This window comes from Grimontia celer (assembly GCF_900055185.1).
GTDB lineage: Bacteria > Pseudomonadota > Gammaproteobacteria > Enterobacterales > Vibrionaceae > Enterovibrio > Enterovibrio celer.
In genome coordinates, this window is record NZ_FIZX01000005.1 from 99,901 (window position 1) to 122,128 (window position 22,228).

25 protein-coding genes are annotated in these 22,228 nt (G+C 47.9%); 10 read left to right on the forward strand and 15 right to left on the reverse strand.

The annotated features are described in order from the left end of the window. Positions 1-17 precede the first annotated feature (17 nt). Entirely contained in the window at positions 18-1,241 is a 1,224-nt protein-coding gene (gene coaBC / locus GCE9029_RS21845; protein WP_062666913.1) for a bifunctional phosphopantothenoylcysteine decarboxylase/phosphopantothenate--cysteine ligase CoaBC, read from the reverse strand. A 226-nt stretch (positions 1,242-1,467) separates the two neighbouring features. Between coaBC and radC the strand changes: the two genes are divergently transcribed. The 5 genes from radC to mutM all read left to right on the forward strand — a co-directional run bounded on the left by radC (position 1,468) and on the right by mutM (position 4,282). Continuing rightward, on the forward strand, positions 1,468-2,142 hold the full coding sequence (radC, locus tag GCE9029_RS21850) for a RadC family protein (protein ID WP_062666915.1): 675 nt from the start codon (positions 1,468-1,470) through the stop codon (positions 2,140-2,142). Positions 2,143-2,429: 287 nt separating this feature from the next. Continuing rightward, positions 2,430-2,666, forward strand: coding sequence for a 50S ribosomal protein L28 (rpmB, locus tag GCE9029_RS21855; RefSeq protein WP_046307935.1), 237 nt, complete (start codon positions 2,430-2,432; stop codon positions 2,664-2,666). Positions 2,667-2,679: 13 nt separating this feature from the next. Then, the gene (gene rpmG, locus GCE9029_RS21860; RefSeq protein WP_002535344.1) at positions 2,680-2,847 is read left to right on the forward strand and encodes a 50S ribosomal protein L33; all 168 of its coding nucleotides are present in this window, start codon (positions 2,680-2,682) and stop codon (positions 2,845-2,847) included. 114 nt (positions 2,848-2,961) lie between these two features. Beyond that, positions 2,962-3,468, forward strand: coding sequence for a hypothetical protein (locus GCE9029_RS21865; protein ID WP_062666917.1), 507 nt, complete (start codon positions 2,962-2,964; stop codon positions 3,466-3,468). Between the two features lie 4 nt (positions 3,469-3,472). After that, a complete protein-coding gene (gene mutM / locus GCE9029_RS21870; RefSeq protein ID WP_062666919.1) occupies positions 3,473-4,282 on the forward strand; it encodes a bifunctional DNA-formamidopyrimidine glycosylase/DNA-(apurinic or apyrimidinic site) lyase in 810 nt (269 codons plus the stop codon). 30 nt (positions 4,283-4,312) lie between these two features. On the opposite strand, the gene coaD is transcribed toward mutM, so the two are convergent. After that, entirely contained in the window at positions 4,313-4,807 is a 495-nt protein-coding gene (gene coaD, locus GCE9029_RS21875; RefSeq protein ID WP_062666921.1) for a pantetheine-phosphate adenylyltransferase, read from the reverse strand. Between the two features lie 184 nt (positions 4,808-4,991). On the opposite strand from coaD, the gene GCE9029_RS21880 reads away from it, so the two are divergent. After that, positions 4,992-6,029 (forward strand): glycosyltransferase family 9 protein, encoded by a 1,038-nt coding sequence (locus tag GCE9029_RS21880; RefSeq protein ID WP_062666922.1) that lies wholly within the window; start codon positions 4,992-4,994, stop codon positions 6,027-6,029. Here GCE9029_RS21880 and GCE9029_RS21885 read toward each other — a convergent pair. Further along, the gene (locus tag GCE9029_RS21885) at positions 6,022-6,804 is read right to left on the reverse strand and encodes a glycosyltransferase family 2 protein (RefSeq protein ID WP_062666923.1); all 783 of its coding nucleotides are present in this window, start codon (positions 6,802-6,804) and stop codon (positions 6,022-6,024) included. The two genes, GCE9029_RS21880 and GCE9029_RS21885, sit on opposite strands and share 8 nt — an antisense overlap. Beyond that, positions 6,801-7,856: a glycosyltransferase family 9 protein gene (locus GCE9029_RS21890; protein WP_062666924.1), complete on the reverse strand. Its 1,056-nt coding sequence runs from the start codon at positions 7,854-7,856 to the stop codon at positions 6,801-6,803. The genes GCE9029_RS21885 and GCE9029_RS21890 overlap by 4 nt, the downstream gene beginning before the upstream one ends. Positions 7,857-7,954: 98 nt before the next feature. On the opposite strand from GCE9029_RS21890, the gene GCE9029_RS21895 reads away from it, so the two are divergent. After that, positions 7,955-8,656: a 3-deoxy-D-manno-octulosonic acid kinase gene (locus tag GCE9029_RS21895; RefSeq protein ID WP_062667115.1), complete on the forward strand. Its 702-nt coding sequence runs from the start codon at positions 7,955-7,957 to the stop codon at positions 8,654-8,656. On the opposite strand, the gene waaA is transcribed toward GCE9029_RS21895, so the two are convergent. The 10 genes from waaA to rfaD form a co-directional block, all read right to left on the reverse strand. Further along, the gene (gene waaA / locus GCE9029_RS21900; protein ID WP_062667117.1) at positions 8,653-9,915 is read right to left on the reverse strand and encodes a lipid IV(A) 3-deoxy-D-manno-octulosonic acid transferase; all 1,263 of its coding nucleotides are present in this window, start codon (positions 9,913-9,915) and stop codon (positions 8,653-8,655) included. The genes GCE9029_RS21895 and waaA overlap by 4 nt on opposite strands. 72 nt (positions 9,916-9,987) lie before the next feature. Then, a complete protein-coding gene (locus GCE9029_RS21905; protein WP_062666925.1) occupies positions 9,988-11,289 on the reverse strand; it encodes a hypothetical protein in 1,302 nt (433 codons plus the stop codon). A gap of 4 nt (positions 11,290-11,293) precedes the next feature. Further along, on the reverse strand, positions 11,294-11,701 hold the full coding sequence (locus tag GCE9029_RS21910) for a GtrA family protein (protein ID WP_062666926.1): 408 nt from the start codon (positions 11,699-11,701) through the stop codon (positions 11,294-11,296). Next, entirely contained in the window at positions 11,698-12,678 is a 981-nt protein-coding gene (locus GCE9029_RS21915) for a glycosyltransferase family 2 protein (RefSeq protein WP_082804417.1), read from the reverse strand. The genes GCE9029_RS21910 and GCE9029_RS21915 overlap by 4 nt, the downstream gene beginning before the upstream one ends. A gap of 20 nt (positions 12,679-12,698) precedes the next feature. Beyond that, the gene (locus tag GCE9029_RS21920) at positions 12,699-13,577 is read right to left on the reverse strand and encodes a hypothetical protein (protein WP_062666928.1); all 879 of its coding nucleotides are present in this window, start codon (positions 13,575-13,577) and stop codon (positions 12,699-12,701) included. Between the two features lie 29 nt (positions 13,578-13,606). Then, on the reverse strand, positions 13,607-14,665 hold the full coding sequence (locus GCE9029_RS21925; protein ID WP_062666931.1) for a glycosyltransferase family 9 protein: 1,059 nt from the start codon (positions 14,663-14,665) through the stop codon (positions 13,607-13,609). Next, a complete protein-coding gene (gene waaF, locus GCE9029_RS21930; protein WP_062666933.1) occupies positions 14,662-15,711 on the reverse strand; it encodes a lipopolysaccharide heptosyltransferase II in 1,050 nt (349 codons plus the stop codon). Before waaF ends, GCE9029_RS21925 begins: the two co-directional genes overlap by 4 nt. A gap of 2 nt (positions 15,712-15,713) precedes the next feature. Continuing rightward, positions 15,714-16,268: an acyltransferase gene (locus tag GCE9029_RS21935; RefSeq protein ID WP_062666935.1), complete on the reverse strand. Its 555-nt coding sequence runs from the start codon at positions 16,266-16,268 to the stop codon at positions 15,714-15,716. A gap of 28 nt (positions 16,269-16,296) precedes the next feature. After that, complete coding sequence (gene lpxM, locus GCE9029_RS21940) at positions 16,297-17,238, reverse strand: lauroyl-Kdo(2)-lipid IV(A) myristoyltransferase (protein ID WP_062666938.1); 942 nt, start codon at positions 17,236-17,238, stop codon at positions 16,297-16,299. Between the two features lie 74 nt (positions 17,239-17,312). Then, positions 17,313-18,257 carry an ADP-glyceromanno-heptose 6-epimerase gene (gene rfaD, locus GCE9029_RS21945; protein WP_062666940.1) on the reverse strand — a complete coding sequence of 315 codons (945 nt, stop codon included), beginning with the start codon at positions 18,255-18,257 and terminating at the stop codon, positions 17,313-17,315. A 107-nt stretch (positions 18,258-18,364) separates the two neighbouring features. Here rfaD and GCE9029_RS21950 point away from each other — a divergent pair, with 107 nt between their 5' ends. The 3 genes from GCE9029_RS21950 to tdh all read left to right on the forward strand — a co-directional run bounded on the left by GCE9029_RS21950 (position 18,365) and on the right by tdh (position 21,448). Continuing rightward, positions 18,365-19,027: a TetR/AcrR family transcriptional regulator gene (locus tag GCE9029_RS21950; RefSeq protein WP_062666942.1), complete on the forward strand. Its 663-nt coding sequence runs from the start codon at positions 18,365-18,367 to the stop codon at positions 19,025-19,027. 177 nt (positions 19,028-19,204) lie between these two features. Then, positions 19,205-20,401, forward strand: a complete 1,197-nt coding sequence (locus GCE9029_RS21955) for a glycine C-acetyltransferase (protein WP_062666943.1) — start codon at positions 19,205-19,207, stop codon at positions 20,399-20,401. Between the two features lie 6 nt (positions 20,402-20,407). Continuing rightward, on the forward strand, positions 20,408-21,448 hold the full coding sequence (gene tdh / locus GCE9029_RS21960; protein WP_062666944.1) for an L-threonine 3-dehydrogenase: 1,041 nt from the start codon (positions 20,408-20,410) through the stop codon (positions 21,446-21,448). 45 nt (positions 21,449-21,493) lie between these two features. Here tdh and GCE9029_RS21965 read toward each other — a convergent pair whose 3' ends face one another. Beyond that, positions 21,494-22,210 carry a divergent polysaccharide deacetylase family protein gene (locus tag GCE9029_RS21965; RefSeq protein WP_062666945.1) on the reverse strand — a complete coding sequence of 239 codons (717 nt, stop codon included), beginning with the start codon at positions 22,208-22,210 and terminating at the stop codon, positions 21,494-21,496. Positions 22,211-22,228 lie beyond the last annotated feature (18 nt).

Genomic DNA, 22,228 nt, shown 5'->3' on the forward strand with positions numbered 1-22,228 from the left:
CTAGTTCCGCTGTTTACTTATTTGATGTTGTAAAGTGCTGTAATTTCGCTGACAAGCTGGTTGCCAATATCTGATTTGCTCGCCAGAGGCAGTGCTTTATCGCCTTTTGGCCAGTATAGGTGCAGCGCATTCTGGTCGCTGTTAAAGCCTTGTCCTTCCTGAGAGACATCGTTAGCGCAAATCAGGTCCAGATTCTTTTTCTGAAGTTTACCGCGTGCGTATTGCTCCACATCCTGGGTTTCAGCAGCAAAGCCGACGGTAAACGGGCGATTTTCTACCAATGAGGCGACAGAAGCGACGATGTCAGGGTTTTTCACCAGCGTGATGGTCATTTCATCTTTGCCGTCTTTCTTCTTCATCTTTTGATCGGCAACATTGGTGGGTTTGAAATCGGCGACCGCCGCGCAGGCAACAAATATGTGATGCTTGGTAGCGTGAGCGTGAACAGCGTCATGCATTTCTTGCGCACTTTCGACATTTACTCGGTGAACGCCATTCGGCGTTGGCAGATTCACGGGGCCACTGACCAAAGTGACACTCGCGCCTCTTTTTGCGGCGGCTTCTGCAATCGCATAACCCATTTTGCCTGAGCTGTGATTGGTGAGGTAGCGTACCGGGTCGATGGCTTCGCGGGTTGGCCCAGCAGTAATAAGAAAAGAGGTGCCAGTGAGATCGCCTTCGGTAAAGTGAGCTTCAACCAGACCGACCAATTGCATCGGCTCTAGCATACGGCCAGGACCTATATCACCACATGCCTGTTCACCGCTTGCTGGCCCCCAAATGGGATATCCGCGACGCTTGAGGGTCGCTAAGTTTTCCTGTGTGGCTATGGCACGGTACATTTGCTGGTTCATGGCAGGTGCTACAGCTATCGGCGCATCTGTTGCCAAGCAAAGTGTGGTCAGCAGATCATTGCCCATGCCTGCAGACACCCGCGCAATCAGGTCAGCTGTAGCAGGTGCCAACAATACCAAATCTGCCCATTTGGCAATTTCGATATGACCCATTGAGGCTTCAGCGGCAGGGTCAAGCAGACTATCAGACACAGGGTGGCCTGAGACAGCCTGCATGGTCAGCGGGGTGATAAATTCCTTCGCTGCATGGGTCATCACAATGCGTACATCCGCACCACGTTCAATCAGGCGTCGCGTCAGATCTGCACACTTGTAAGCTGCGATTCCGCCGCCGATACCTAAAACAATCCTTTTGCCCGACAGGGTCTGAGTGATTTTCTGAGCCATAACTAATTTAGCCAATGGATAATGAGTGGAAAGATAACACAAAAGACCGGGAAAGCGTCTGTTGCACTATGACGAATGTGAAAGCGGCATTATTCGATAACAAAATGTAAATAAGTAGCCACTCAAACTCGCCGAGTTTGTATGTCCATCGCAGTGTTTTGACGTCAATGTTGACGGTTTTCGGCGCGGGATTGACGCTCATGACTTTTGTTTCATCGAGATTGTCATGTCGCTAAAAAATATGCCTGAAGAGTGCCGGCCACGTGAGAAGTTATTGGCGAGAGGCCCTGAGTCTCTGACCAATGCTGAGCTTCTTGCTATTTTCCTTCGCACCGGTGTGACGGGCATGAATGCGATTGAACTCGCTAGCTACCTTTTGGAAGATTTTGGTTCACTCAGAGGGCTAATGCAGGCTGAACTGAAGCAATTCAGCGCGCGCAAAGGGCTGGGCTCGGCGAAATACGCCCAGCTTCAGGCTGTTTTAGAGCTCAGTAAGCGACATCTTGGCGAGACACTGGTGAGAGAAGATGCACTTTCCAGCCCTTCCCATACGGCAAGGTATCTTTCCATCAAACTGCGCGATCGTCCGAGGGAGGCGTTTTTGGTGTTATACCTTGATAACCAAAACCGTCCTATAAAGGACGAAATTTTATTTGAAGGCACGATCAATGCGGCGGCTGTTTACCCAAGGGAAGTGGTAAGGCGTTGTCTTGATTTGGGGGCCAATGCCGTGATTCTGGCGCATAACCATCCATCAGGCGTTGCGGAGCCGAGTGCTGCAGATAGGCATATTACAAACAGAATCGGTGATGCTTTGGCTTTAATGGACATTCGTTTACTCGACCATATGGTGATTGGGGACGGGGATGTGGTATCTTTCGCCGAGCGTGGTTGGATTTAAGAGTATTCACTTACTCTGGTCGTCTTTAACACCTTCTCTCTAATTCGGTAGAAAGCTGCTTACATGGCGTTTTTTCTGGGGACGAGTGAGGTTTACCTCAGGTCAACGCCACCTAGGTTGCTAAAAAACGATCAAAAACTGTCAAAAGGATCTGCTCGGGACTTGAGCAATGGAAAGACAGTTAGTATAATGCGCCACCTTTGATAGCCTTGACGTAGAGCCTGACCTTGTTTGCAGGACTGGCGGACAAGGTTGATATCGAGCTGAAACGATTTGGAGAGACATTCATGTCACGAGTATGCCAAGTAACTGGCAAGCGTCCTGTAGTTGGTAACAACCGCTCTCACGCTAATAACGCCACCAAGCGTCGTTTTCTGCCGAACCTGCAAACTCATCGTTTCTGGGTAGAAAGCGAAAACCGCTTCGTTAAACTGCGTCTTACCCCTAAAGGTATGCGCATCATCGACAAGAAAGGTATTGATTCTGTTCTGGCAGATATCCGTGCCCGTGGTGAGAACGTTTAAGAGGACTTAAAGAATGGCTAAAGGCATTCGCGAGAAGATCCGCCTGGTATCATCTGCTGGTACTGGTCACTTCTACACTACTGATAAGAACAAACGTAACATGCCGGGCAAGTTCGAGATCAAGAAATTTGATCCAGTTGTTCGTCAACACGTTATGTACAAAGAAGCAAAAATCAAGTAATTGGTTTTCGCCTCTTATAAAGAACCCGGCTTTGGCTGGGTTTTTTTATATCTGTAAATCAGAGACTTCCGGATATACACTTTGAGTGACGATTGATGACACTGAGAGTGAGCGATGGCTACACCGTCCCGCAGAACATTCAATAATTTCCTTATCCTAGGTATTTTGGCGTTTATCACACTGATAAACCTGCCAACCTATCTCAGAAGCCAGCTGGAAGAAAGTGAGGCCGAACAACTGGTTGAGCAGGTACTGCCTGATGGGATCATTGCTTTGATGCCATCCGATGTGGAAGTCAAAGCGCTGCGTTTTCCGAAATTTACCCTCACCAATGCAATGCCCTGGCAAACAGATAGAAAGCTTTCTATCTCGGCCACTGAATTGGCAAACCGATGGATTAACCTGTCTGGCACAGAAATCGACACGGACACCTACGACAAGTTAAAACCAGGTCTTCGTGACCCGGCGACTTTGGTGGTGGATAGAGGTGAATCTGTTGAGCCTTTACGTCTGACCTACTATCAATTGCCTCAATTCTGGCTCATTCAAAACTGGGAAAACCGTTGGCTTGCGGTCTCAGTTGATCCAAACTACCTGTTCCCATTCGCCAACCAGAATTAGCAGGATGCCAGAATTACCGGAAGTTGAAGTGAGCCGTATGGGTATTAAGCCCCATGCGACGGATCAGGTAGTCACCAAACTGGAGGTCAGACAGCCCAAACTACGTTGGCCTGTTCCGGACACCTTATTTGATATCGAAGGCCAGACAATTCGTGCAGTGAAACGCCGCGCAAAGTACTTGATATTGGAAACGGATATTGGCTATGCGCTGGTGCATTTAGGAATGTCAGGCAGTTTACGTGTACTGTCGCAGGCGACAGCGCCTGATAAGCACGATCATGTCGATTTACACCTCTCCAATGGAAAAGTGATTCGCTACAACGATCCACGCCGATTTGGTGCCTGGCTTTGGCAGGAAAAGGGCGGTGATCACCCTGCTTTGGAAAAACTCGGTCCCGAGCCACTCACTGACGCGTTTACCGGTGAGTATCTGTTTGAAAAGGCGCAGGGGAAACGCACGGCGATTAAGCAATTTATTATGGATAACGCCGTCGTTGTCGGGGTGGGGAACATCTACGCCAATGAATCCCTGTTCACCTCTAGAATTCACCCAAAGCGTCCAGCAGGACAGCTTAATCTTGATGAAGCTAATACACTGGTGGCTGATATCAAAGATGTTCTGGCAACTGCCATCAAGCAAGGTGGCACGACGCTGAAAGATTTCACTCAAGCTGATGGCAAGCCTGGCTACTTTGCGCAAGAGTTGTTGGTGTATGGCAGGCAAGGTAAGCCGTGCCCAGAGTGTGACACTGAGCTTGAGAGCGTCAAGATAGGGCAGCGAAATACGGTGTTTTGCCCCGAGTGCCAAAAATAACAAAGCCCGCTTAAGCGGGCTTTGTCGTTGTTAATTCTCCAGTTGAGATTTCAATGCCTCCAGCACTTTGGGATGAACAAAACCACTGGTGTCACCACCATGAAGCGCTACCTCTTTCACCAGCGTGGAAGAGATAAACGAGTTTTCTTCAGAAGGTGTAAGGAAGACGCTTTCCAGCTCCGGCATCAAACGGCGGTTCATGTTTGCTAGCTGAAACTCATATTCGAAATCGGACACTGCACGCAGTCCGCGTACCAGAATATTTGCGTTGTACTGCTTGGCAAAATCTACCAAAAGGCCTGAAAAACCGACTACGCTGACATTGTCGAGGTGCTCGGTCACTGCTTTTGCCAACTGGACACGCTCTTCAAGATCAAACAGGGGCTTTTTGCTTGGGCTGGCAGCGATACCCACGACGACTTCATCAAACATTGAAGCCGCGCGCTCAACCAAATCAACGTGGCCATTGGTAATCGGATCAAAAGTACCCGGATAGATCACGCGGGTAATGGCTTTCTTGCTCACAGTCGTATCCTGCAATTTTCTAAACTGGCGACATGCTATCAAAAACTCGTGGAATTTGATTCCCTACTACAACCCAAGATGATGAAAATACCAACAGATCCGACACTTTTTCTTTCCATCCAACCCTTAGCGACAAGCCGCTCATCAGGTATGATCGAGGGAGTCTTGGCGTTAGGTAGCGATAATGAAAAAAATCCTTGTCATCAGAAACGATAAAATTGGCGATTTTATGCTGGCATGGCCGGCATTTGCCATGTTGAAGCAATCTATGCCAGACGCAGAAATTACCGCTTTGGTGCCGTCCTACACCAAAGCGTTGGCTGAGCTTTGTCCTTCGATTGACAAGGTACTGGTAGATTGCGGCAAGAAAGCGGATAAGCTGAGTAAGAAAGAGCTTGTCAGCCAAATTAAAGCCGAGCAGTTTGATGCTTCAATTTGTCTGTTTTCAGACAGCTACAATGCAACGCTGGTTTGGAAAGCGAATATTCCTTTCCGATTGGCACCAGCGACCAAAATCTCCCAATTCCTCTACAACCACAGGGTAACGCAGCGCCGTTCGCAATCAGCCAAGCCGGAATTTGAATACAATATCGACCTTATCCGTGCTTTCCTCAGCAAGCAGGGGGTTGATGCAAAAGAAGTTAGTGCGCCTTACCTGTCTTTTGCTCACGAAACACTGTTAACGCAAAAGCAAAAACTCTCTGCGGCATTAGGACTCAGCGCCGATAAACCTTGGCTTTATGTACATGCAGGGAGTGGCGGCTCAGCGAACAACCTGTCACTGACACAGTACACAGATTTGGTCGTGGGTATTGCCTCAGATAAAGAGATTGAAGTGGTGCTTACCGCGGGTCCAGGGGAAGAAAAGAAAGCTGCGGAACTGCAATCCCTGCTAGCGGAAAAGTCGGTTCACTCTGTCGTCTATGACAAGAACGATGGCTTGCAGGATTTCACCCAATCCATAGCGTGTGCAAATGCATTTATTGCAGGTTCTACAGGGCCTTTGCACATAGCAGCGACGGTTGATGTGCCAACCATTGGCTTTTTCCCTGCCAAACGCAGCGCCACACCACTTCGCTGGAAGCCAATTAACAGTGAAGGAAGCCACATTGCGTTTGCGCCGCCAGCAGCGAAAGACAAGGAAGAGGCGGCAGACATGTCTAAGGTTGCAATCGAAGCCATTCTGCCAGAAGTGAGAAATTTCTTGGGGCGCGTTATTTAGCAGCGCGACTGTCGTTAGCCCGGATCCACAAATCGGCGTACTTCACAAAGGTGGAGTGCGCTGAAAGTACCGCAATTAAAAAACCCTGCTTGCCATCCAAGAAACCACGTTTCAGTACATACATCTTAAGAAAACATCCCAATGCATGAAGGATTCCTTGGCTGATACTGCTTTTCTTTCCCCGAGCCTGGCGTCCGTCTGCCCATGACTTGGCATAGAATGCAGACTTCACCAGATACTGGTGCAGATCCCGATAAGAATAATGCAGCATATCGCCATTAAGCGTTTGCTTGGTAGAGCCTTCCGGCTCAATGATTTTCTCGTGCACCAGTGCGTCGTTGTAGCCAGTTAGCTTGCGAGGATACAGGCGCACGATTTTGTCGTACCAACCCGAGTGTTTGAGGAACCGGCCAAAGACCCACGTCGTACGGCGAAGAATAAATAGCGTGTTTTGCGGTGGATCGGCAAGTACGCCAAGAATACTGTTTTTAAGCTCTTCAGTGATCACTTCGTCCGCATCAATCGCCAGTACCCAATCTTTGGTGGCATAGCTTTGTGCGAGCTGCTTTTGCTTACCAAATCCGGGCCATTCTGCGTTCACATGGACCTTAGCACCCGCGGCTTCAGCAATAGCTATGGTGTTATCTGTGCTGCCAGAATCGACAACAATGATTTCGTCTACCCAGTCTAGAGAAGCGAGGCATTCAGGCAATATCTGCTCTTCGTTTTTGGTGATGATAATTGCGCTGATGGTGGCGCGCTGAGCCTGGCTCATAGCAGTTCCTCTTTGTCGGTGACTTCATCGAATCGAGCTATCACCGACTCAATCGTAATGCGTTGCATGGCGTCCTCGTCTTTCACTCTGGTGCGCCAAGAGACCTCTTCAACTGTTTTACCCGTCTCCGCGTTTATCGCTTCGGCATAAGCACTGACAACATAGTGCCGCCAGTTATAAGGGCCGGTTCGTGCTGGATTGTGATGGGCATAGAGTCCAATCACGGGTGTGCCGACAGCATTGGCAAGGTGAGCCGGGCCGCTGTCGGGTGCCAGTACCAAAGAAGCGTGTTTTTCCAGTGCCAGTAATTGAAGAAGGGTGGTTTTGCCAATGAGGTTTTTCACGGACTGTGATAGCTGGCGTTCAATCGCTTGGCCCAACTCGACCTCAATTTTTCCGGGGCCACCTGCGAGGATAACGTCAAAACCTTTACGTAATGCATGCTCGATGACACCCGCATAGCCTTCTGCAGTCCAGTTTTTGAAAGCCTTGCTGGCCGCAGGTGCCACTATCAGAGTGGGTTTACCGCTCAATTGATCTTTCGCCCAAGTGAGCTCCTCGTCAGCAATGGGCAAAGACCATGTTGGTGTTTGGGGCTGGAGCCCCAGCGTTTCAGTGAACGCCATAAAACCATCTAGTACATGCAGTGATTGTGGTGATGGCACTTTGATATTGGTAAAGAAGGATTGGAGGTCGCTAGCCCTTACTTTATCGAAACCTAGTCGGTATTTGGCTTTGATACCGATGGAAAGCAAGCTGGCACGAATGGCGCTTTGCATGTGCAGAAGTGCATCAAACTTTTGCCCTTTCAGTGATTGCCAAACCGCTTTCATGCCCTTGAACCCTTGCTTCTTATCAAAAGCAATAACAGTGACATTCGGTAAAAGAGGCGTTAGTAAAACGGCCTCTGCTTTACCTGCTATCCAGGTGATCTTGGTTTTTGGCCATTGCGTTTGAATAGCCTGAACTGCGGCCACGGCGTTGCATACATCACCAATCGCAGAAAGACGAAGGATACAAAGAGACTGAGGTGCGGTGGAAAAAAGGGCCATGATGCTGCTTATGTGGTTATCTTGCCTGAAATTATGCAGTTGCCGATCTGCAATGTAAAATGCCTTCGATGAGAATAGGCCGATTAATGGGAGCGCCTGTGGAATTGCTGGCTGATAACAATATCCGTGTTTGGTTCGACGAGGCTTTGCTGCATGAAGATGCATTGAAAAGTTTCGACATTGTTTTTTGGCAAGACGAAGGCGCGGTGATCGGTTCAGCCACAGGCCGCGGTACCACTTGGTTTGTGAAAACGAAAACCGTTCCTGCGGCGCTGCGTCACTATCGCCGCGGTGGGCTATTTGGAAAGTTAGTCAGCGACAGCTATTTCTTTACCGGATGGGAAAGCACCCGCTCTGCCGCAGAATTTAACTTGCTCCACTACTTGCGCGAACAGGGCATTCCCGTGCCACGTCCGTTGGCGGCAAGAGCGATTAAAGATGGGTTGACTTATCAAGCCGATATTTTGGTCGAAAAGATTGATGGTGCGAAAGACTTGGTTGATGTGTTAAAGGGCTCACCGCTCACTGAAGACAAGTATCGCGACATAGGAAAGCTAGTTCGAAAGCTCCATGATGCAGGCGTTTGCCACACTGATCTGAACATTCATAATATCCTGCGCGATGACAAAGGTGCTTTTTGGCTTATTGACTTTGATAAGTGCGGTCGTCGCTCAGGAGAGGGCTGGAAAGCTGCAAACTTAAGCCGGCTGCAGCGATCGTTTCGCAAAGAAGTGGGCAAACGCCAAATCCAATGGCAGGAGTCAGACTGGCAGTTTTTGCTTCAAGGCTACGGCCATTAACGTTCAATCCACTGGCTAACAGTGTCGAGCGTTTTCGAGACGGCGCCTCTGTTCTTCTCCATGACTGATAATGCCGCTTTGCCAGCTTTTTCACGCTGTTCATTGTTATTTAGCAGCGAGACAATCTGAGCGGCTATCTCTACTGGGCTTTCTTTTACCGTGCATGCACCGACATCGATAAGCTGCTCAGCAATCACTTGAAAGTTGTAGTAGCTTGGGCCAGTTACCAGCGGCTTGGACAGCGAAGCCGGTTCCAAAAGGTTATGACCGCCAACTTTATCGCCAATAAGACTACCCGCCATGAAGGTCACATCGCTTGCTTCAAAGAGGTTCATCATTTCGCCCATCGTATCGCCAAGATAAACCTGGGTCTCGGGGATGATGGACTGCCCAACGCTTCTTCTTGCCAGAGTAAAACCGCTGGAGGAAACCAAGTTTGCCACGTCGCCAAAGCGTTCGGGATGTCGAGGAACCAAAATCATCAGGGCGTTTGGTAGGCTTTCAAGCACAGATTTGTGGGCGTCTAACAGGATGCTATCTTCCCCAGGGTGGGTGCTGGCGGCTATCCAAACCGGTCGGTTGGTTAGCTGATTTTTCAAATCAATCACGGCAGGTGCGTGCGTATCGAAATCAGGCAAGTCAAACTTTACAGAGCCGGAAACCGAGACTTTCTCCTCGCGGACCCCAAGTTCGATGAAACGACGAGCATCGTCATCGAACTGACAAAGAATATGATCGATGTTGACTGAGAGTATATTGAACAACGGTTTAACACGTTGATATCCACGCTTCGAACTTTCGGATAAGCGCGCATTCATCACGACAACTGGAATACCCGCCTTTTTAACTGTGACCAATGTGTTGGGCCAAAGCTCGGTTTCCATAATGAGCATGACGTTAGGATGGGTGCGCTTTAAGAATCCTTTTACGGCAAAGCCAAAATCAATCGGCATGTATCTGTGCTCGATACCCTCTATCTTTGCTGCAATTTCTGCTCCAGTAGCTGTGGTAGTGGTCACAAGAATTGCTTCATCGGGGTAGCGCTTTTGCAGTGCTTGAATGACAGGCTTAGCGGCTATAACCTCACCAACTGATACTGCATGGATCCAAATGGGATTTTTCCCTTTTATGGCGGGCGTGTAGCCAAAGTGTTCAACCCAGCGTTTGCCGACCTTGGGTTTCCCGTCTTTGGCGCGGTAAAGACCAAAGAGCAGAAATGGAGCGGCAATAAGCAATAAAAAAGTATAGAGAAAGCGCACGGTTGGGCCTTTTTCGAAAGTTGAAAGGCTAGTGTACAAAGGGCTCTCCTTAGAGAGAACCCTTTATCGAAACTATCGTTGTTTGGTGATGCCTTCTTGTACGAGAAGCACTTGGACTTGCTCTGCATAACTCACTTTGTGGGTATACTTTTCGCTGTCACAGGCGGCGACAAGGTTCACGACTAGAAAAAATGCTGCCAGCCCGACAAGCCCTTTGATGAAGTGCTCTGGAATTTCAACGCGCCATTGCTCCGCTGCAACCAGAATCGGAATTAAGGCAATAGGAAAGGTCAGTATTAAGTGCCAATAGGAGAAGGTAATGGGTGAAAGCATGGCATTGATTATGATGGCCATTACTGCAGCCGCCGCATAGAGCAATAGCCATTGTTGCTTCTCAATTACGTCAGTACGCCGCTTAATGTAAGGCTTGATAGCTTTCCAAGCTTGCCAATTGACTTTGGCAGCGATAACCACAGTTGTTGCTCCTACTACGTATAAAATGGCTTGCCAAAGATACTGAAAGACAAGTTGTAGCCAAGCTATTGTCGTTAGCCAATCAAAAGAAGTGTCCGTAATAATCCGGTTTGAAAAGAGTGTTGACGCGTATCGAAGCCAGTAAAACAGTGCTTTTAGAACAGGATATACATGCACCAAGCCGTATCCGATGTAGCGATCGCTTTCACCTTTTAGCCCCTCATTCACAGCATATTCCTGAAAGTAGGGGATGAGCGATGCCAATATAACAAGACCTGCTGTTATGACACCTGTCCAATTAGGGTGTGACATTTTCCTGTAGAGCAAGTAACAGGAAATAACTGCCAATACTGGCCACGAATAATGAAATTGCATTGCGCCGCCAATGGCTATGACATGCAGGAAGCTAAATACAAAGTTCGATTGCTCACGAAGCTTAAACGCGCTCCAGAAATGTAGTGCTGTGAAAAAGCAAAGATAAGCCGGGTTGTATAGTTGGCTGTCGTAAAGAAGCCAAGGGTTTAGCCAATATGCCACCATAAATAGCAGCCTTACTTGTTGGCTGAATACTTGTTTGATGACAGCATCCAACATCAAATAAGAAAGTACCCGCAAACCGATTAACAACAACATTGGTGCCCATGGGTTATCCCAAAGTAGTAAAGGGCCACCCACCACCCAAGCAGACAACGATCCTGGTACATTTCCAACTGCACTAGCCGCGTTACCAAAAGCTAGCCAAATATCCTGATACGCACCCAGGTAGCCTTTATGGAGCATCTGCCACTGGTCACCCGTCATGATTTGATGTTGTGCGTAGAGCAGAGCGAGAATGAGTCCCAGAACAAACCCACAAAGCTGGAGTAAAGAATGGTGGAGGTCGAGTTTCTTCAGATTCATTGCACTACTTTTTGTTTTCGGTGTTATCGGTATCTTTGTATGTCCACGTTTTGTGGATGATATAAGTGACCATTGGGATAAGAAAAACCACCAACAGCACACGAAGATATTCATTTATTCCAGAAAAGAGTTCACTGATCAGTTGAGAAATCATGAGTGCTGAGAATTGTACGATGAAGAAGCGCCAAGCATTTTGTAATGAAAGCCTGCGTCGAAAAACGAAAACGGACTGCATCAAATAAGAGAGCCCAAAAGCACATAGAAAGCCAAAGAGGTTTGCGATAAATACCGTGGATGCAAAAAAATGTAGCAATCCGAATGCGACAACGATATGTGTAAGGGTCGCCACTCCGCCGGTAAGGCCGAATCGAACGATACGAAGGGACAAAAGGTTATCTAATCTGGCTTTCATTTGTCTTGGGTGTTTTCATGGCTGTCATGCTCAATGATGTAGACAGGCCTTCTTTTGGATTCCATATAGAGGCGTCCAATGTACTCTCCCATTACGCCAAGCCCAATCAATTGGACTCCACCAAAAAATAGTACGATGGTAAGTAACGACGCATAACCCGGTAAATCAATACCAAGCATTAGGGTTTTAAGAATGATGATGCTGCCGTAGATAAATGCGATAGAAGAACAAAATACGCCGAGATATAGCCACACCCTTAGCGGTGCGGTACTGAAACTGGTGATCCCTTCTAAAGCAAAATTCCACAGTCGCCATCCGTTAAAGCTGCTCTCCCCAGCTGCACGTGCTTGTCGCGTATATTCTACAACAGAGGTGCTAAACCCAACCCATGAGAATATTCCTTTCATAAAACGCTGGTTTTCAGGAAGTAGTTGAATAGCTTGAACAACTCGTCTTGATATAAGACGGAAGTCACCTACATTGTCAGGGATTTCTACATCCGCAATACTGTTGTGAAACTTGTAAAAAAGGCTGGCGGTTATTTTTTTTGCCAGAGTATCGCTGCTCCTATCAACCCGCTTTGCAACAACGACATCGAATCCTTTTTCCCACTCACGTAGAAAGTCGAGAATCAACTCTGGAGGGTCTTGTAGGTCCGCATCAATAGGAATAACAGCATCGCCTTTTGCGCGATCAAGGCCTGCCGTCAGCGCAGCTTCTTTACCAAAATTTCGGGACAGATTGATGACTCGGATACAGGTATGCTTTTCTGCAAGTTCATTCAATACCTTCAAGGTATTGTCATTGCTACCATCATTAACGAATAGAAGCTCAAAGCTGTAGGAGGTCTTGCTGATGATAGAGAAGATTTTATCAGTGAAGGTATGCAACACCTCTTGCTCATTATGGCAAGGGCAGATGATGGAGATTAAGGGATGGTTTCGCGTGTCTGGCTTATTTCTATTTTCACTAACCATATTGGCACCATCCCCGATTGTTAAATTGCTTTCCCTTTGAAATATTGCACTTCTTTTGGAGGAAACAGCTTATTAAGGAGTCGATTAACTTTGCCTTTAATACTTTTCTCTTTATAAACAGTTGGCAAGTTTTCTAAATCAACTTCTTGAAGTCTTAACAAATCTTCTTTCATTCCTGAGTTGGAGAGCTTGGAATACATGAAAAACTCGATAATTTTTGCATTCCATGCTTCCTTGTTACCCCAATAGTGACCAATTTGCATTTCTGCAGCTGTTAGCTTGGTTGAATGTGCAAGTGCAACCGAGAAAGCGAACTGTTCTACCAAACGTCTAGTGCAATCGGTTTGACAAATTTCATCACAAATAGAAATGGCATGCTCAATAATATCTTGAGCATGGTTTCCACTTAGTGCGATAACACCAGCGTTCCACATCTCGGAACTTTCATCTATTTTGACTCCTGCAAACGTACGCCCAGCGATAGACCGCCACATTTTGTTGAACGTATTGCTCGTGCTGCCAGCAAGTTTGCCCTCTTTTTCATGCATAAAAGAGAGATTGTCATCTAGTCCTTGCTTAATGACATTTAGATCCTTCACATAAAACGTATCTGAGTCGACATAGAGTAAATCCTTACCAGGATTTTTCTTCGCTGCGGCTTCAATGCCTTTCATTTTTATGCGCCAAAAGAAATCATGCTCTCCGCGCCAGTCATTCATGATGTCATTGTTGATTTCAATGATGTCGATTCTTTCATCAAAGTATGAGTAATACCGAGGCCGATCAGTAACCACACATACACGTGAAATCAGATCACTTTTCAGGAAAGTTAAAATGGCAAAAGAAGCCTGATAGTGATTCTCTAATCGGTCGCCAAAAGTTAAAAGCGTAAGGATCATTTCTTGTCTTGTCCCCTAAAACTGTGAGTTTAAGTTGCTTCTGGCAACAAGCCAGTAGAGGCCATGGTATGCAGTATTTGCGTTGTGGTAGGTATAGAAGCGTCTGCATTCATCGCAATGAAATGGATAGGTTCGTACCGAGGTGTATACCGGAAAGGAACCGTCGCATAGAAAATTCCCACAGTTGGGGTGTGGGTCGATATGGCAACATTCCTGACGCCGGTATCTGGGGCCACTACCATGGTTGCACCAGCGCAATATGCCAGTAACTCATCAAGTGGCAGGCAGGGTTGAACTTTGAAGTTTTTGTACTTTGACAGGTCCGAAAGATACTCGCCCTTTTCATTGTCTTTTACACCCTCAAGGAAAACATGCTCAATATTCGGGTGCTTCTTTATCGCGGCTTCTAACAGTGTTTTCATTTGCTCATTCTGCAACACTTTTCTTGGTTGAGACGCGCCGTTGAAGTAGACGATATACGGGGTCTTCTTATTCACCAACTCTTGATGGTCAGGATAGGCAAAGTCCAAACGAAGCGCTGGGGTATGACCAAGTAGGCGCAGCATATCCAGCATAGTTTCAACCTCTGGGCTGAAATCAGAGCGCCATACTGCAACATTGTAGAGTTTTCCATGAAGCCAGCTTTTATATGGAAAGCCTACCTTGAGCTTGGCTTTGTTTAGGATGTTGACCCAATAGGAGCGGTTCGTGCAAGCAAGGTCAAAGATGATGTCTTGATCGCCAACTTCTTTAAAGTTAGTCATCTTGTCGGAGAATGAAACCTGCCCCTTTTTGTCTCGCCCATGCAGCACTACGGTGCGATCTGCTAAATCAGATGGCATTCCATATTGGTATGTAGAAAGGGCCACTAGAGTGATTTCGGCATTGGGAAAGAATTTGCGAGCTTCCACCAGAAATGGTCGAGTAATCACCTGATCGCCCAGTGCAGCGTGCCGAATTACAGCCACTTTCTTTATCGTGTTTGGATCAAATTCGTTGTTCAGGTAGTACTTCGCTGATTTGGAGGCGTAAGCCCCTTTTTCAAAGCAGGCATGTTTAGATGAAATTTTAGGTTCGCTGAATTTCATGATGTTTCCGTTTGCGCGCTCGATGTTAGGGACAGGTAAGCATCCCAAACCATGTTAGGGGAAAGTTCTGTCAGGCATTTCAAGTGGTTGAATTGGCACTCACGCTTGAAGCAAGGTCGGCATTCAATATCCGTGTTAACCATGACCACATTATCTGAGAGTGGAGGTGTGTACTTGGGAGAACTAGAACCATAGATGGCAACAATGTTTACACCTACAGCAGCAGCAACATGCATCAGACCAGAGTCGTTAGAAAATACGGTGTGGCATGCTGCGAGCAAATCAACTGCATCTACAAGAGCTGTTTCCCCTGCCAAGTTAAAGCAATGTTTTTGAGCCTCTTGTGGAAGTTGACCAATGATAGTTTGAGCAACTTCTCTATCTTTTGGGCCGCCAAACAAGCATATCTGATTGCCTTCCGCGATAAGTTTATTGGCGACATCTGCGTAATGAGAATCAGGCCAGCGTTTCGCTGGTCCAAATTCAGCACCCGGACACAGGCCGACAATTTTTTCATTTGGTTTGATACCAAACTTGGCTAGACAAGCAGCCTGATTTGATTCGTTTACGGTCAGCAAGGGGTATGGAACGTTTTTCAGCTTAACGTCATTTAACATGGAGGCTTTTGGGTGGGCGAGTGCTACGTAGCGCTCGACCATATACTGAAAAACCTTGCGGTCAGGGCGTAAATCATTGAGTAGGCCATAGCGCATTTCGCCTTTCCAGCCTGTGCGCAGGGGAACGTTGGCAAAAAGTGGTATTAGTGCAGATTTTGCGGAGTTAGGTAAAACAAAAGCGTGATCGTATGCTTCAGAACGCAGTGATTTACCGAGTTTCCAACGGGTCACCAAACTAAATTCACCGTGCCCCACTGGCATCTCTATCGCTCGATTTATCTCAGGCATGCGCTCAAGAATGGGTTTACACCAAGCCGGGGCAAGTACGTCTATTTTTGCATTTGGGTGCTGCTCACTCAGTCTTGTATACAGACTTTGAGACATCACCATATCGCCAACCCAAGATGGGCCAATAATTAGTATTTTCATGGCTAGTAGGTCAGTTTCTCGTCCCAAATAATGCCGCTTTTTACAGTTCGCGCTGGATTGCCTGTCGCAATACTGTTTTCTGGGACTGATTTGGTTACTACTGAGTTGATACCAACGATACTTCCATTTCCAATGTTGCAGCCCTTTAAGACAACAGCACTGTCAGCCAACCAAACCCGGTCGCCGATTTGAATATCTTTGGCATAGTTGATGCGAAGGCCGTCTGAAAGAATATCGTGCCCATCACTGGTCATGACTTTGACATTTCTAGATAACATACAGGCTTTGCCAATGCGAAGGCTTGTGTTGTTTTCACGTGCTGATAGGTAACAGCCTTCCCCTATCACGCTCTTTTCACCGACAACCAGAGTGCACCCTTTACCATCAAGCTCTATTTGCACGCCTTTCAAATTGGCGCCATCTTTGATGACAAGCTTATTGCCAGAACCTTTTATTGATATATGGCATTGGCGAACCCGAGTGTCAGAACCCAATTCAATCTCGTTACCGGTTTTAATTTTGACTTTATTTCGAATTCGGAAAAGGACGTTTGACACCTTGCCTCCGAGCTAGTGGATGAGTCGATTAGTAATTCTGACTACCATCTGGCTTTGAGCGGAGTAAATTCATAATCCACATATACTGGCCAGGGTCGTTTTCCAAAAACTGTTCAATGCGTTCGTTCATCATGCGCGCATCTGTTTCTTCGCTACCTGATGGGAACGGAGCCAGTGGCGGCTGCACAATCACCTCAAAGTTTCCGGTTTCACGGTTATAAACAGGCATCAATGGAACGATTTTGGCGCGGCTTAATGTCGCAAGCTTGCCTAAACCAGACAGTGTTGCTTTCTGTGCGGCGAAGAAAGGCACAAACACGCTGTAATCCGGGCCATGATCTTCATCCGGCAGATAGTAGCCAAGGTAGCCCTCTCGCACGGATTTAATAAAGGGCTTAATGCCATCTGCACGCTCGTGAGTGCGACCACCATATTTCAGGCGCTGCACGTTCATCAACCAGTCTGCCACTTTGTTCTTTTGTTTCTTCACCATGGCTGCGACGGGTAGGCCGCGCGAAGCCAGTTGAACCGCGGGGTAATCAATCGCCCAGCTATGAGGTACTAACAGAATGACTTTCTCGCCGTTCTCAACAAGCTCTGTCAGGATTTCCTCATTACGGAATAAGGTGCGTTTTTCCAAATAACGTTTGCTGCGCATCATAATGGTGGCGAAACCAAGCAGAACACATCCCGCATTAATATAGCTTTGCTCTAAGATGGCTAAACGTTCTTCTTCGGTTTTTTCTGGAAAACATTGCTGAAGGTTGATCACTGCACGTTTTTTGGCGCGGTTATTCATTTTCACCAGGCGTTTGGCCAGAAATTCAGCGAATTTGTCGCGAAGTCTGAATGGTACAAAAGCCATAATTGCAGCGAAGAGAATACCCAGCCAGGTACCCCAGTAACGCGGGTGCAAAAAGGCCCATTCAAACGTTGGTAAATAAGAGCTATTTTTAAGGTCTTGGCTCATAGAGTCGGAACTACAAAAATCGAACTTAGGAAGAAAAAACGGGTGGCGTTGTTACTCCACCCGTTTTCAGTCAATTACTTATTAAGAATTGCCATGTACTCGGCAACGCCTTCCGCGACGGTTTTAAACTCGTCAGGGTAACCGGCTGCGCGAACTTTGGTGAGATCTGCCTGAGTGTAAGCTTGGTATCGGCCTTTCAGGTGGTCTGGGAATGAGATTTCTTCTACTTCGCCTTGACCATGGTGCTTGATGACGGCTTCAGCGACCGCACGGAAGGGTTCTGCGCGACCGGTACCACAGTTGAAGATGCCTGATTGGCTGTTTTGCCAGAACCAGATGTTCATTTTGCACACGTCACCAACATATACGAAATCACGCTTGAAGGTGTCGCTGCCTTCGAACAGTTTCGGGTTTTGGCCGTCTTTGATTTGATTATTCAGGTGGAAAGCCACAGACGCCATGCTGCCTTTGTGGTTCTCGCGTGGGCCGTATACGTTGAAGTAACGGAAACCGGTAATTTGAGACAGCGTCTCACCATGCGCTTCAGCGTCTGCCCAAATGCGACGAACGTAGTTGTCGAACAACTGCTTGGAATAACCGTAAACGTTCAGTGCGCCTTCGTATTGTGGCTCTTCGATGAAGTCGTGGTCGCGGCCGCCATAAGTTGCAGCCGATGATGCATACAGGAATGGAATTTCGCGCTCAAGACAGTAATGCAGCAACTCTTTTGAATACTCATAGTTGTTGAGCATCATGTATTTGCCGTCCCACTCAGTGGTTGCAGAGCACGCACCTTCGTGGAATACCGCTTCGATAGGACCGAAATCGTCACCCGCCATGATTTGTGCGATGAAGTCTTCTTTGTCCATATAATCAGCGATATCCAGGTCAACCAGATTCACGAATTTGGTGCCGTCTTTCAGGTTATCAACCACCAGAATGTCGTTGTAACCTTGTTCGTTCAGCGCTTTAACCAGATTGCTGCCGATCATGCCGGCGCCGCCAGTCACTATAATCATATCTTTACCTAAATTCTGTTGACCTGAATTATGAGAAGACCCCACCAGTAATTCAGTGAGGCTATGGTAATATTTCCCTTTCTGGGCTTGAGGATAGCAGTTTAACCATGAAAACCCGTGATCGCATTATTCATTCAGCGCTGGCGCTCTTCAACGAGCAGGGTGAGCCAAACGTCACCACTAACCATATTGCTGCCGATCTGGGGATCAGCCCGGGAAACCTGTATTACCACTTCCGTAATAAGGAAGAGATTATACACAGTATTTTCGATCAATACGCGCTCGATCTTTCAACAGGTTTTCAGCCGGAAGTCCCAGCGGAATCTGACGAACAGCGGCTGCTTGCATACCTCGATGCCACCTTCCAACTGATGTGGAGATATCGTTTCTTCTACGCCAATCTGCCCGATATCCTAAGTCGCGATGCCGAGCTTCAGAATAAATACCTGGAAGCGCAGCAGGCATTGAAAGCCAATCTCTTTGCTATGCTGAGCCGCTTTCGTGAAACGGGATGGCTGGATATGGACGATGAAGCGCTGCAATCGCTGTGCAGCACGCTGAAACTGGTCGCGTCGAGTTGGATATTCTATCAAAGCGCGCAGTCACCACAGGCGAAGGTGACGCCAGTGGTGATTTATCAGGGCGTGCTGCAAATCCTCAATATGGTGTCACCGATGACGACCGATAAAGGCAGAGCAGTGGTATCAGGCTTGATTGAGCACTACCGCGAACAAATGGAAAGCACCAAGGCGGCTTCCGACTCAGCGTGATCGAGCACAATAAGATGTACTAATTCAATAGACGCGACCTTCCTCAGAACTCTATCATCTACACTCTTTCTAATATGTCATACTGTAAGCTGGGTGTTATTTAGACACTTTAGCTTTCAGTGGTGCAATAATCATATTGATATCAACCTGTTCCTGTTTCCATCGATGGAGTAAGCGATGACTGCCGCTTTTTACCAGCAAATCCGCCAGCAGCTTGAAGAAGTAAAAGCTGAAGGCCTGTACAAAGATGAACGTGTGATCACGTCAGCCCAAAAGGCAAACATCTCAGTAACGTCCGGTGACGAAGTGCTGAACTTCTGTGCCAACAACTATCTGGGTCTGGCTAACCACCCTGCGCTGATTGAAGCGGCAAAAGCAGGAATGGATGAGCACGGCTTCGGCATGGCGTCGGTGCGCTTTATCTGCGGCACCCAAGATTCGCATAAGGTATTGGAAGAAAAGCTTTCTGCCTTTCTCGGTATGGAAGACACCATCCTTTACTCTTCTTGCTTCGATGCCAACGCTGGCCTGTTTGAAACTATTTTGGGTGCAGAAGATGCGATCATTTCCGATGCGCTGAACCACGCTTCTATCATCGACGGTGTGCGTTTGTGTAAAGCGATGCGTTTTCGCTATGCCAACAACAATATGGAAGAGCTGGAGCAACAGCTGATTGCTGCGAAAGAAAAAGGTGCTCGCAATACACTGATCGTGACAGACGGTGTGTTCTCGATGGACGGTGTTGTCGCAAACCTGCCTGCTATCTGCGATCTGGCAGAAAAATACGGCGCACTGGTGATGGTGGATGACTCTCATGCTGTGGGATTTATGGGTGAAAATGGTCGTGGTACCCACGAATACCATGACGTGATTGACCGTATCGACATCATCACCGGCACCTTGGGTAAAGCCATGGGCGGCGCGTCAGGCGGTTATACGTCAGGTAAGAAAGAAGTGATTGATTGGCTGCGTCAGCGTTCACGTCCTTACCTGTTCTCGAACTCACTGGCACCAGCGATTGTTTCTGCGTCTATCCGTGTGATTGATCTGCTGGCAGAAAGCGGCGATCTGCGTGACAAGCTGTGGGATAACGCCAACCACTTCCGTGCACGCATGAGTGAAGCGGGCTTCACGTTGGCAGGTGCTGACCACGCCATCATTCCTGTGATGCTGGGTGATGCAAAAGTAGCGGGCGAATTTGCAGAACGCATGATGAAAGAAGGTATCTACGTAGTCGGTTTCTCCTTCCCTGTAGTACCGAAAGGTCAGGCGCGTATTCGCACGCAAATGTCAGCGGCACACAGCCGTGAACAACTAGACAAGGCAATCGACGCCTTTATCAAAGTCGGCAAAGACATGGGTCTGATTGGATAAGCAACGATGACGAACAAAATGAAAGCGCTGGCAAAACTGAAAGCAGAACCAGGGATCTGGATGACAGAGACCGAGTTGCCAGAGCTGGGCCACAACGATCTACTGATCAAAATTCGTAAAACCGCGATTTGTGGTACCGACGTGCATATCTACAACTGGGATGAATGGTCACAAAAGACCATTCCTGTGCCTATGGTTGTTGGGCATGAGTACGTGGGCGAAGTGGTTGGCATCGGCCAGGAAGTGCGTGGTTTCGCTATTGGCGATCGCGTATCGGGTGAAGGCCATATCACTTGTGGCCACTGTCGTAATTGCCGTGCTGGCCGTACGCATCTTTGCCGCAACACCATTGGTGTGGGTGTAAACCGCGAAGGCGCGTTTGCCGAGTATCTGGTGATCCCTGCATTTAATGCATTCAAAATCCCGGAAGACATTTCAGACGATCTGGCTTCTATCTTCGACCCATTCGGTAACGCGGTTCACACTGCGCTGTCTTTTGATCTTGTTGGTGAAGATGTCCTGATCACAGGTGCTGGTCCTATCGGCATCATGGCGGCAGCAGTCGCGAAGCACGTGGGTGCCCGTCATGTGGTGGTCACCGATGTGAATGAATACCGTTTGGAGCTGGCACGTAAGATGGGTGTGACCCGCGCGGTGAATGTGGCAGAAGAAAAACTGGAAGACGTGATGTCAGAACTGGGCATGCGCGAAGGCTTCGATGTGGGCCTTGAGATGTCCGGTAATCCGTCCGCGTTCAACGGCATGCTTCAAACCATGAACCACGGTGGTCGCATTGCGCTGCTGGGAATTCCACCGTCAGACATGGGTATCGACTGGAATCAGGTGATTTTCAAAGGTCTGGTGATTAAAGGTATCTATGGCCGCGAAATGTTTGAAACCTGGTACAAGATGGCAAGCCTTATCCAATCTGGTCTGGACCTGAGTCCAATTATCACGCACCACTACAGCGTGGATGACTTCCAGAAAGGCTTCGATGTGATGTGCTCTGGACAGTCGGGTAAAGTTATCCTCGATTGGACCAAGTAATCGTCGACTGTTGCTTGGGTCTTAAAACCCGCTTCGGCGGGTTTTTTATTGCCTGAGAGCCAGTGAGATTGGCACCAGTTCTACTTCTTTTTGAAGCTCAGGAAGTTGCGCTTGTAAGGTTTCTAACGTGATAGGGAAGGGGTGGGCGATCACCACAGCAACACCGCGGCGCTTGGCTTGTTGTACCGCAAGTTTGAGCTGGTTTTCGATGAAAGCTTCATTGGGAAAATGGTCAAGAAATACATGACGGCGATTGGTGGCGAGACCATGTTCGCGGGCAATCCGCTGGGCAACGGTTTTGGGTGTGGTGCGGCTGTCGATAAAGCCAATTTCACGCTCTTCAAGAAGCTCCATGATCCAATGCATAGGTGCCTTGTGTTGGGTCAGCAGGCTACCCATATGGTTATTGACAGCCACTACCTGCGGTACGCGATACAGCGCCTCTTTCACTGAGCCCTGCATTTCCTTTTTACTCATGGCAAGCGTCAGTGAGTTGGGCTCTTGTGGCGTGCCATCTGGGCTTTGCATCGGAAGGTGAAGCAGGACTTCGCGCTGTTGGCTCAAGGCAGTTAGCGCAACCGCAGTATCGAATTCGGTGAAGGGGATGATGGAGACACTGATTTGCGGCGGCAAAGCGGCAATCTCTCTTGGCATCATTTCGTAGCCAAGATCATCGATAATAAAGGCGATTTTAGGTTTGGCTGCGACGGGCGCAGCCAGAAAGAGAAGGAGTAAGGTGGTAACAGCAACAATCCTTTGCATCTGAAACCTACAGTGCCT

What these genes read in the sequence shown, in the direction of transcription:
- GCE9029_RS21965 (WP_062666945.1), bottom strand. Translation starts at nt 22,210, where the DNA reads ATGCAAAGGATTGTTGCTGTTACCACCTTACTCCTTCTCTTTCTGGCT.
- rpmG (WP_002535344.1), top strand. Translation starts at nt 2,680, where the DNA reads ATGGCTAAAGGCATTCGCGAGAAGATCCGCCTGGTATCATCTGCTGGT.
- coaBC (WP_062666913.1), bottom strand. Translation starts at nt 1,241, where the DNA reads ATGGCTCAGAAAATCACTCAGACCCTGTCGGGCAAAAGGATTGTTTTA.
- GCE9029_RS21885 (WP_062666923.1), bottom strand. Translation starts at nt 6,804, where the DNA reads ATGAGCCAGGCTCAGCGCGCCACCATCAGCGCAATTATCATCACCAAA.
- mutM (WP_062666919.1), top strand. Translation starts at nt 3,473, where the DNA reads ATGCCAGAATTACCGGAAGTTGAAGTGAGCCGTATGGGTATTAAGCCC.
- tdh (WP_062666944.1), top strand. Translation starts at nt 20,408, where the DNA reads ATGACGAACAAAATGAAAGCGCTGGCAAAACTGAAAGCAGAACCAGGG.
- waaF (WP_062666933.1), bottom strand. Translation starts at nt 15,711, where the DNA reads ATGAAAATACTAATTATTGGCCCATCTTGGGTTGGCGATATGGTGATG.
- lpxM (WP_062666938.1), bottom strand. Translation starts at nt 17,238, where the DNA reads ATGAGCCAAGACCTTAAAAATAGCTCTTATTTACCAACGTTTGAATGG.
- rfaD (WP_062666940.1), bottom strand. Translation starts at nt 18,257, where the DNA reads ATGATTATAGTGACTGGCGGCGCCGGCATGATCGGCAGCAATCTGGTT.
- radC (WP_062666915.1), top strand. Translation starts at nt 1,468, where the DNA reads ATGTCGCTAAAAAATATGCCTGAAGAGTGCCGGCCACGTGAGAAGTTA.
- GCE9029_RS21905 (WP_062666925.1), bottom strand. Translation starts at nt 11,289, where the DNA reads ATGAATCTGAAGAAACTCGACCTCCACCATTCTTTACTCCAGCTTTGT.
- rpmB (WP_046307935.1), top strand. Translation starts at nt 2,430, where the DNA reads ATGTCACGAGTATGCCAAGTAACTGGCAAGCGTCCTGTAGTTGGTAAC.
- GCE9029_RS21865 (WP_062666917.1), top strand. Translation starts at nt 2,962, where the DNA reads ATGGCTACACCGTCCCGCAGAACATTCAATAATTTCCTTATCCTAGGT.
- GCE9029_RS21915 (WP_082804417.1), bottom strand. Translation starts at nt 12,678, where the DNA reads ATGGTTAGTGAAAATAGAAATAAGCCAGACACGCGAAACCATCCCTTA.
- GCE9029_RS21910 (WP_062666926.1), bottom strand. Translation starts at nt 11,701, where the DNA reads ATGAAAGCCAGATTAGATAACCTTTTGTCCCTTCGTATCGTTCGATTC.
- GCE9029_RS21955 (WP_062666943.1), top strand. Translation starts at nt 19,205, where the DNA reads ATGACTGCCGCTTTTTACCAGCAAATCCGCCAGCAGCTTGAAGAAGTA.
- GCE9029_RS21950 (WP_062666942.1), top strand. Translation starts at nt 18,365, where the DNA reads ATGAAAACCCGTGATCGCATTATTCATTCAGCGCTGGCGCTCTTCAAC.
- GCE9029_RS21890 (WP_062666924.1), bottom strand. Translation starts at nt 7,856, where the DNA reads ATGGCCCTTTTTTCCACCGCACCTCAGTCTCTTTGTATCCTTCGTCTT.
- GCE9029_RS21920 (WP_062666928.1), bottom strand. Translation starts at nt 13,577, where the DNA reads ATGATCCTTACGCTTTTAACTTTTGGCGACCGATTAGAGAATCACTAT.
- GCE9029_RS21880 (WP_062666922.1), top strand. Translation starts at nt 4,992, where the DNA reads ATGAAAAAAATCCTTGTCATCAGAAACGATAAAATTGGCGATTTTATG.
- GCE9029_RS21925 (WP_062666931.1), bottom strand. Translation starts at nt 14,665, where the DNA reads ATGAAATTCAGCGAACCTAAAATTTCATCTAAACATGCCTGCTTTGAA.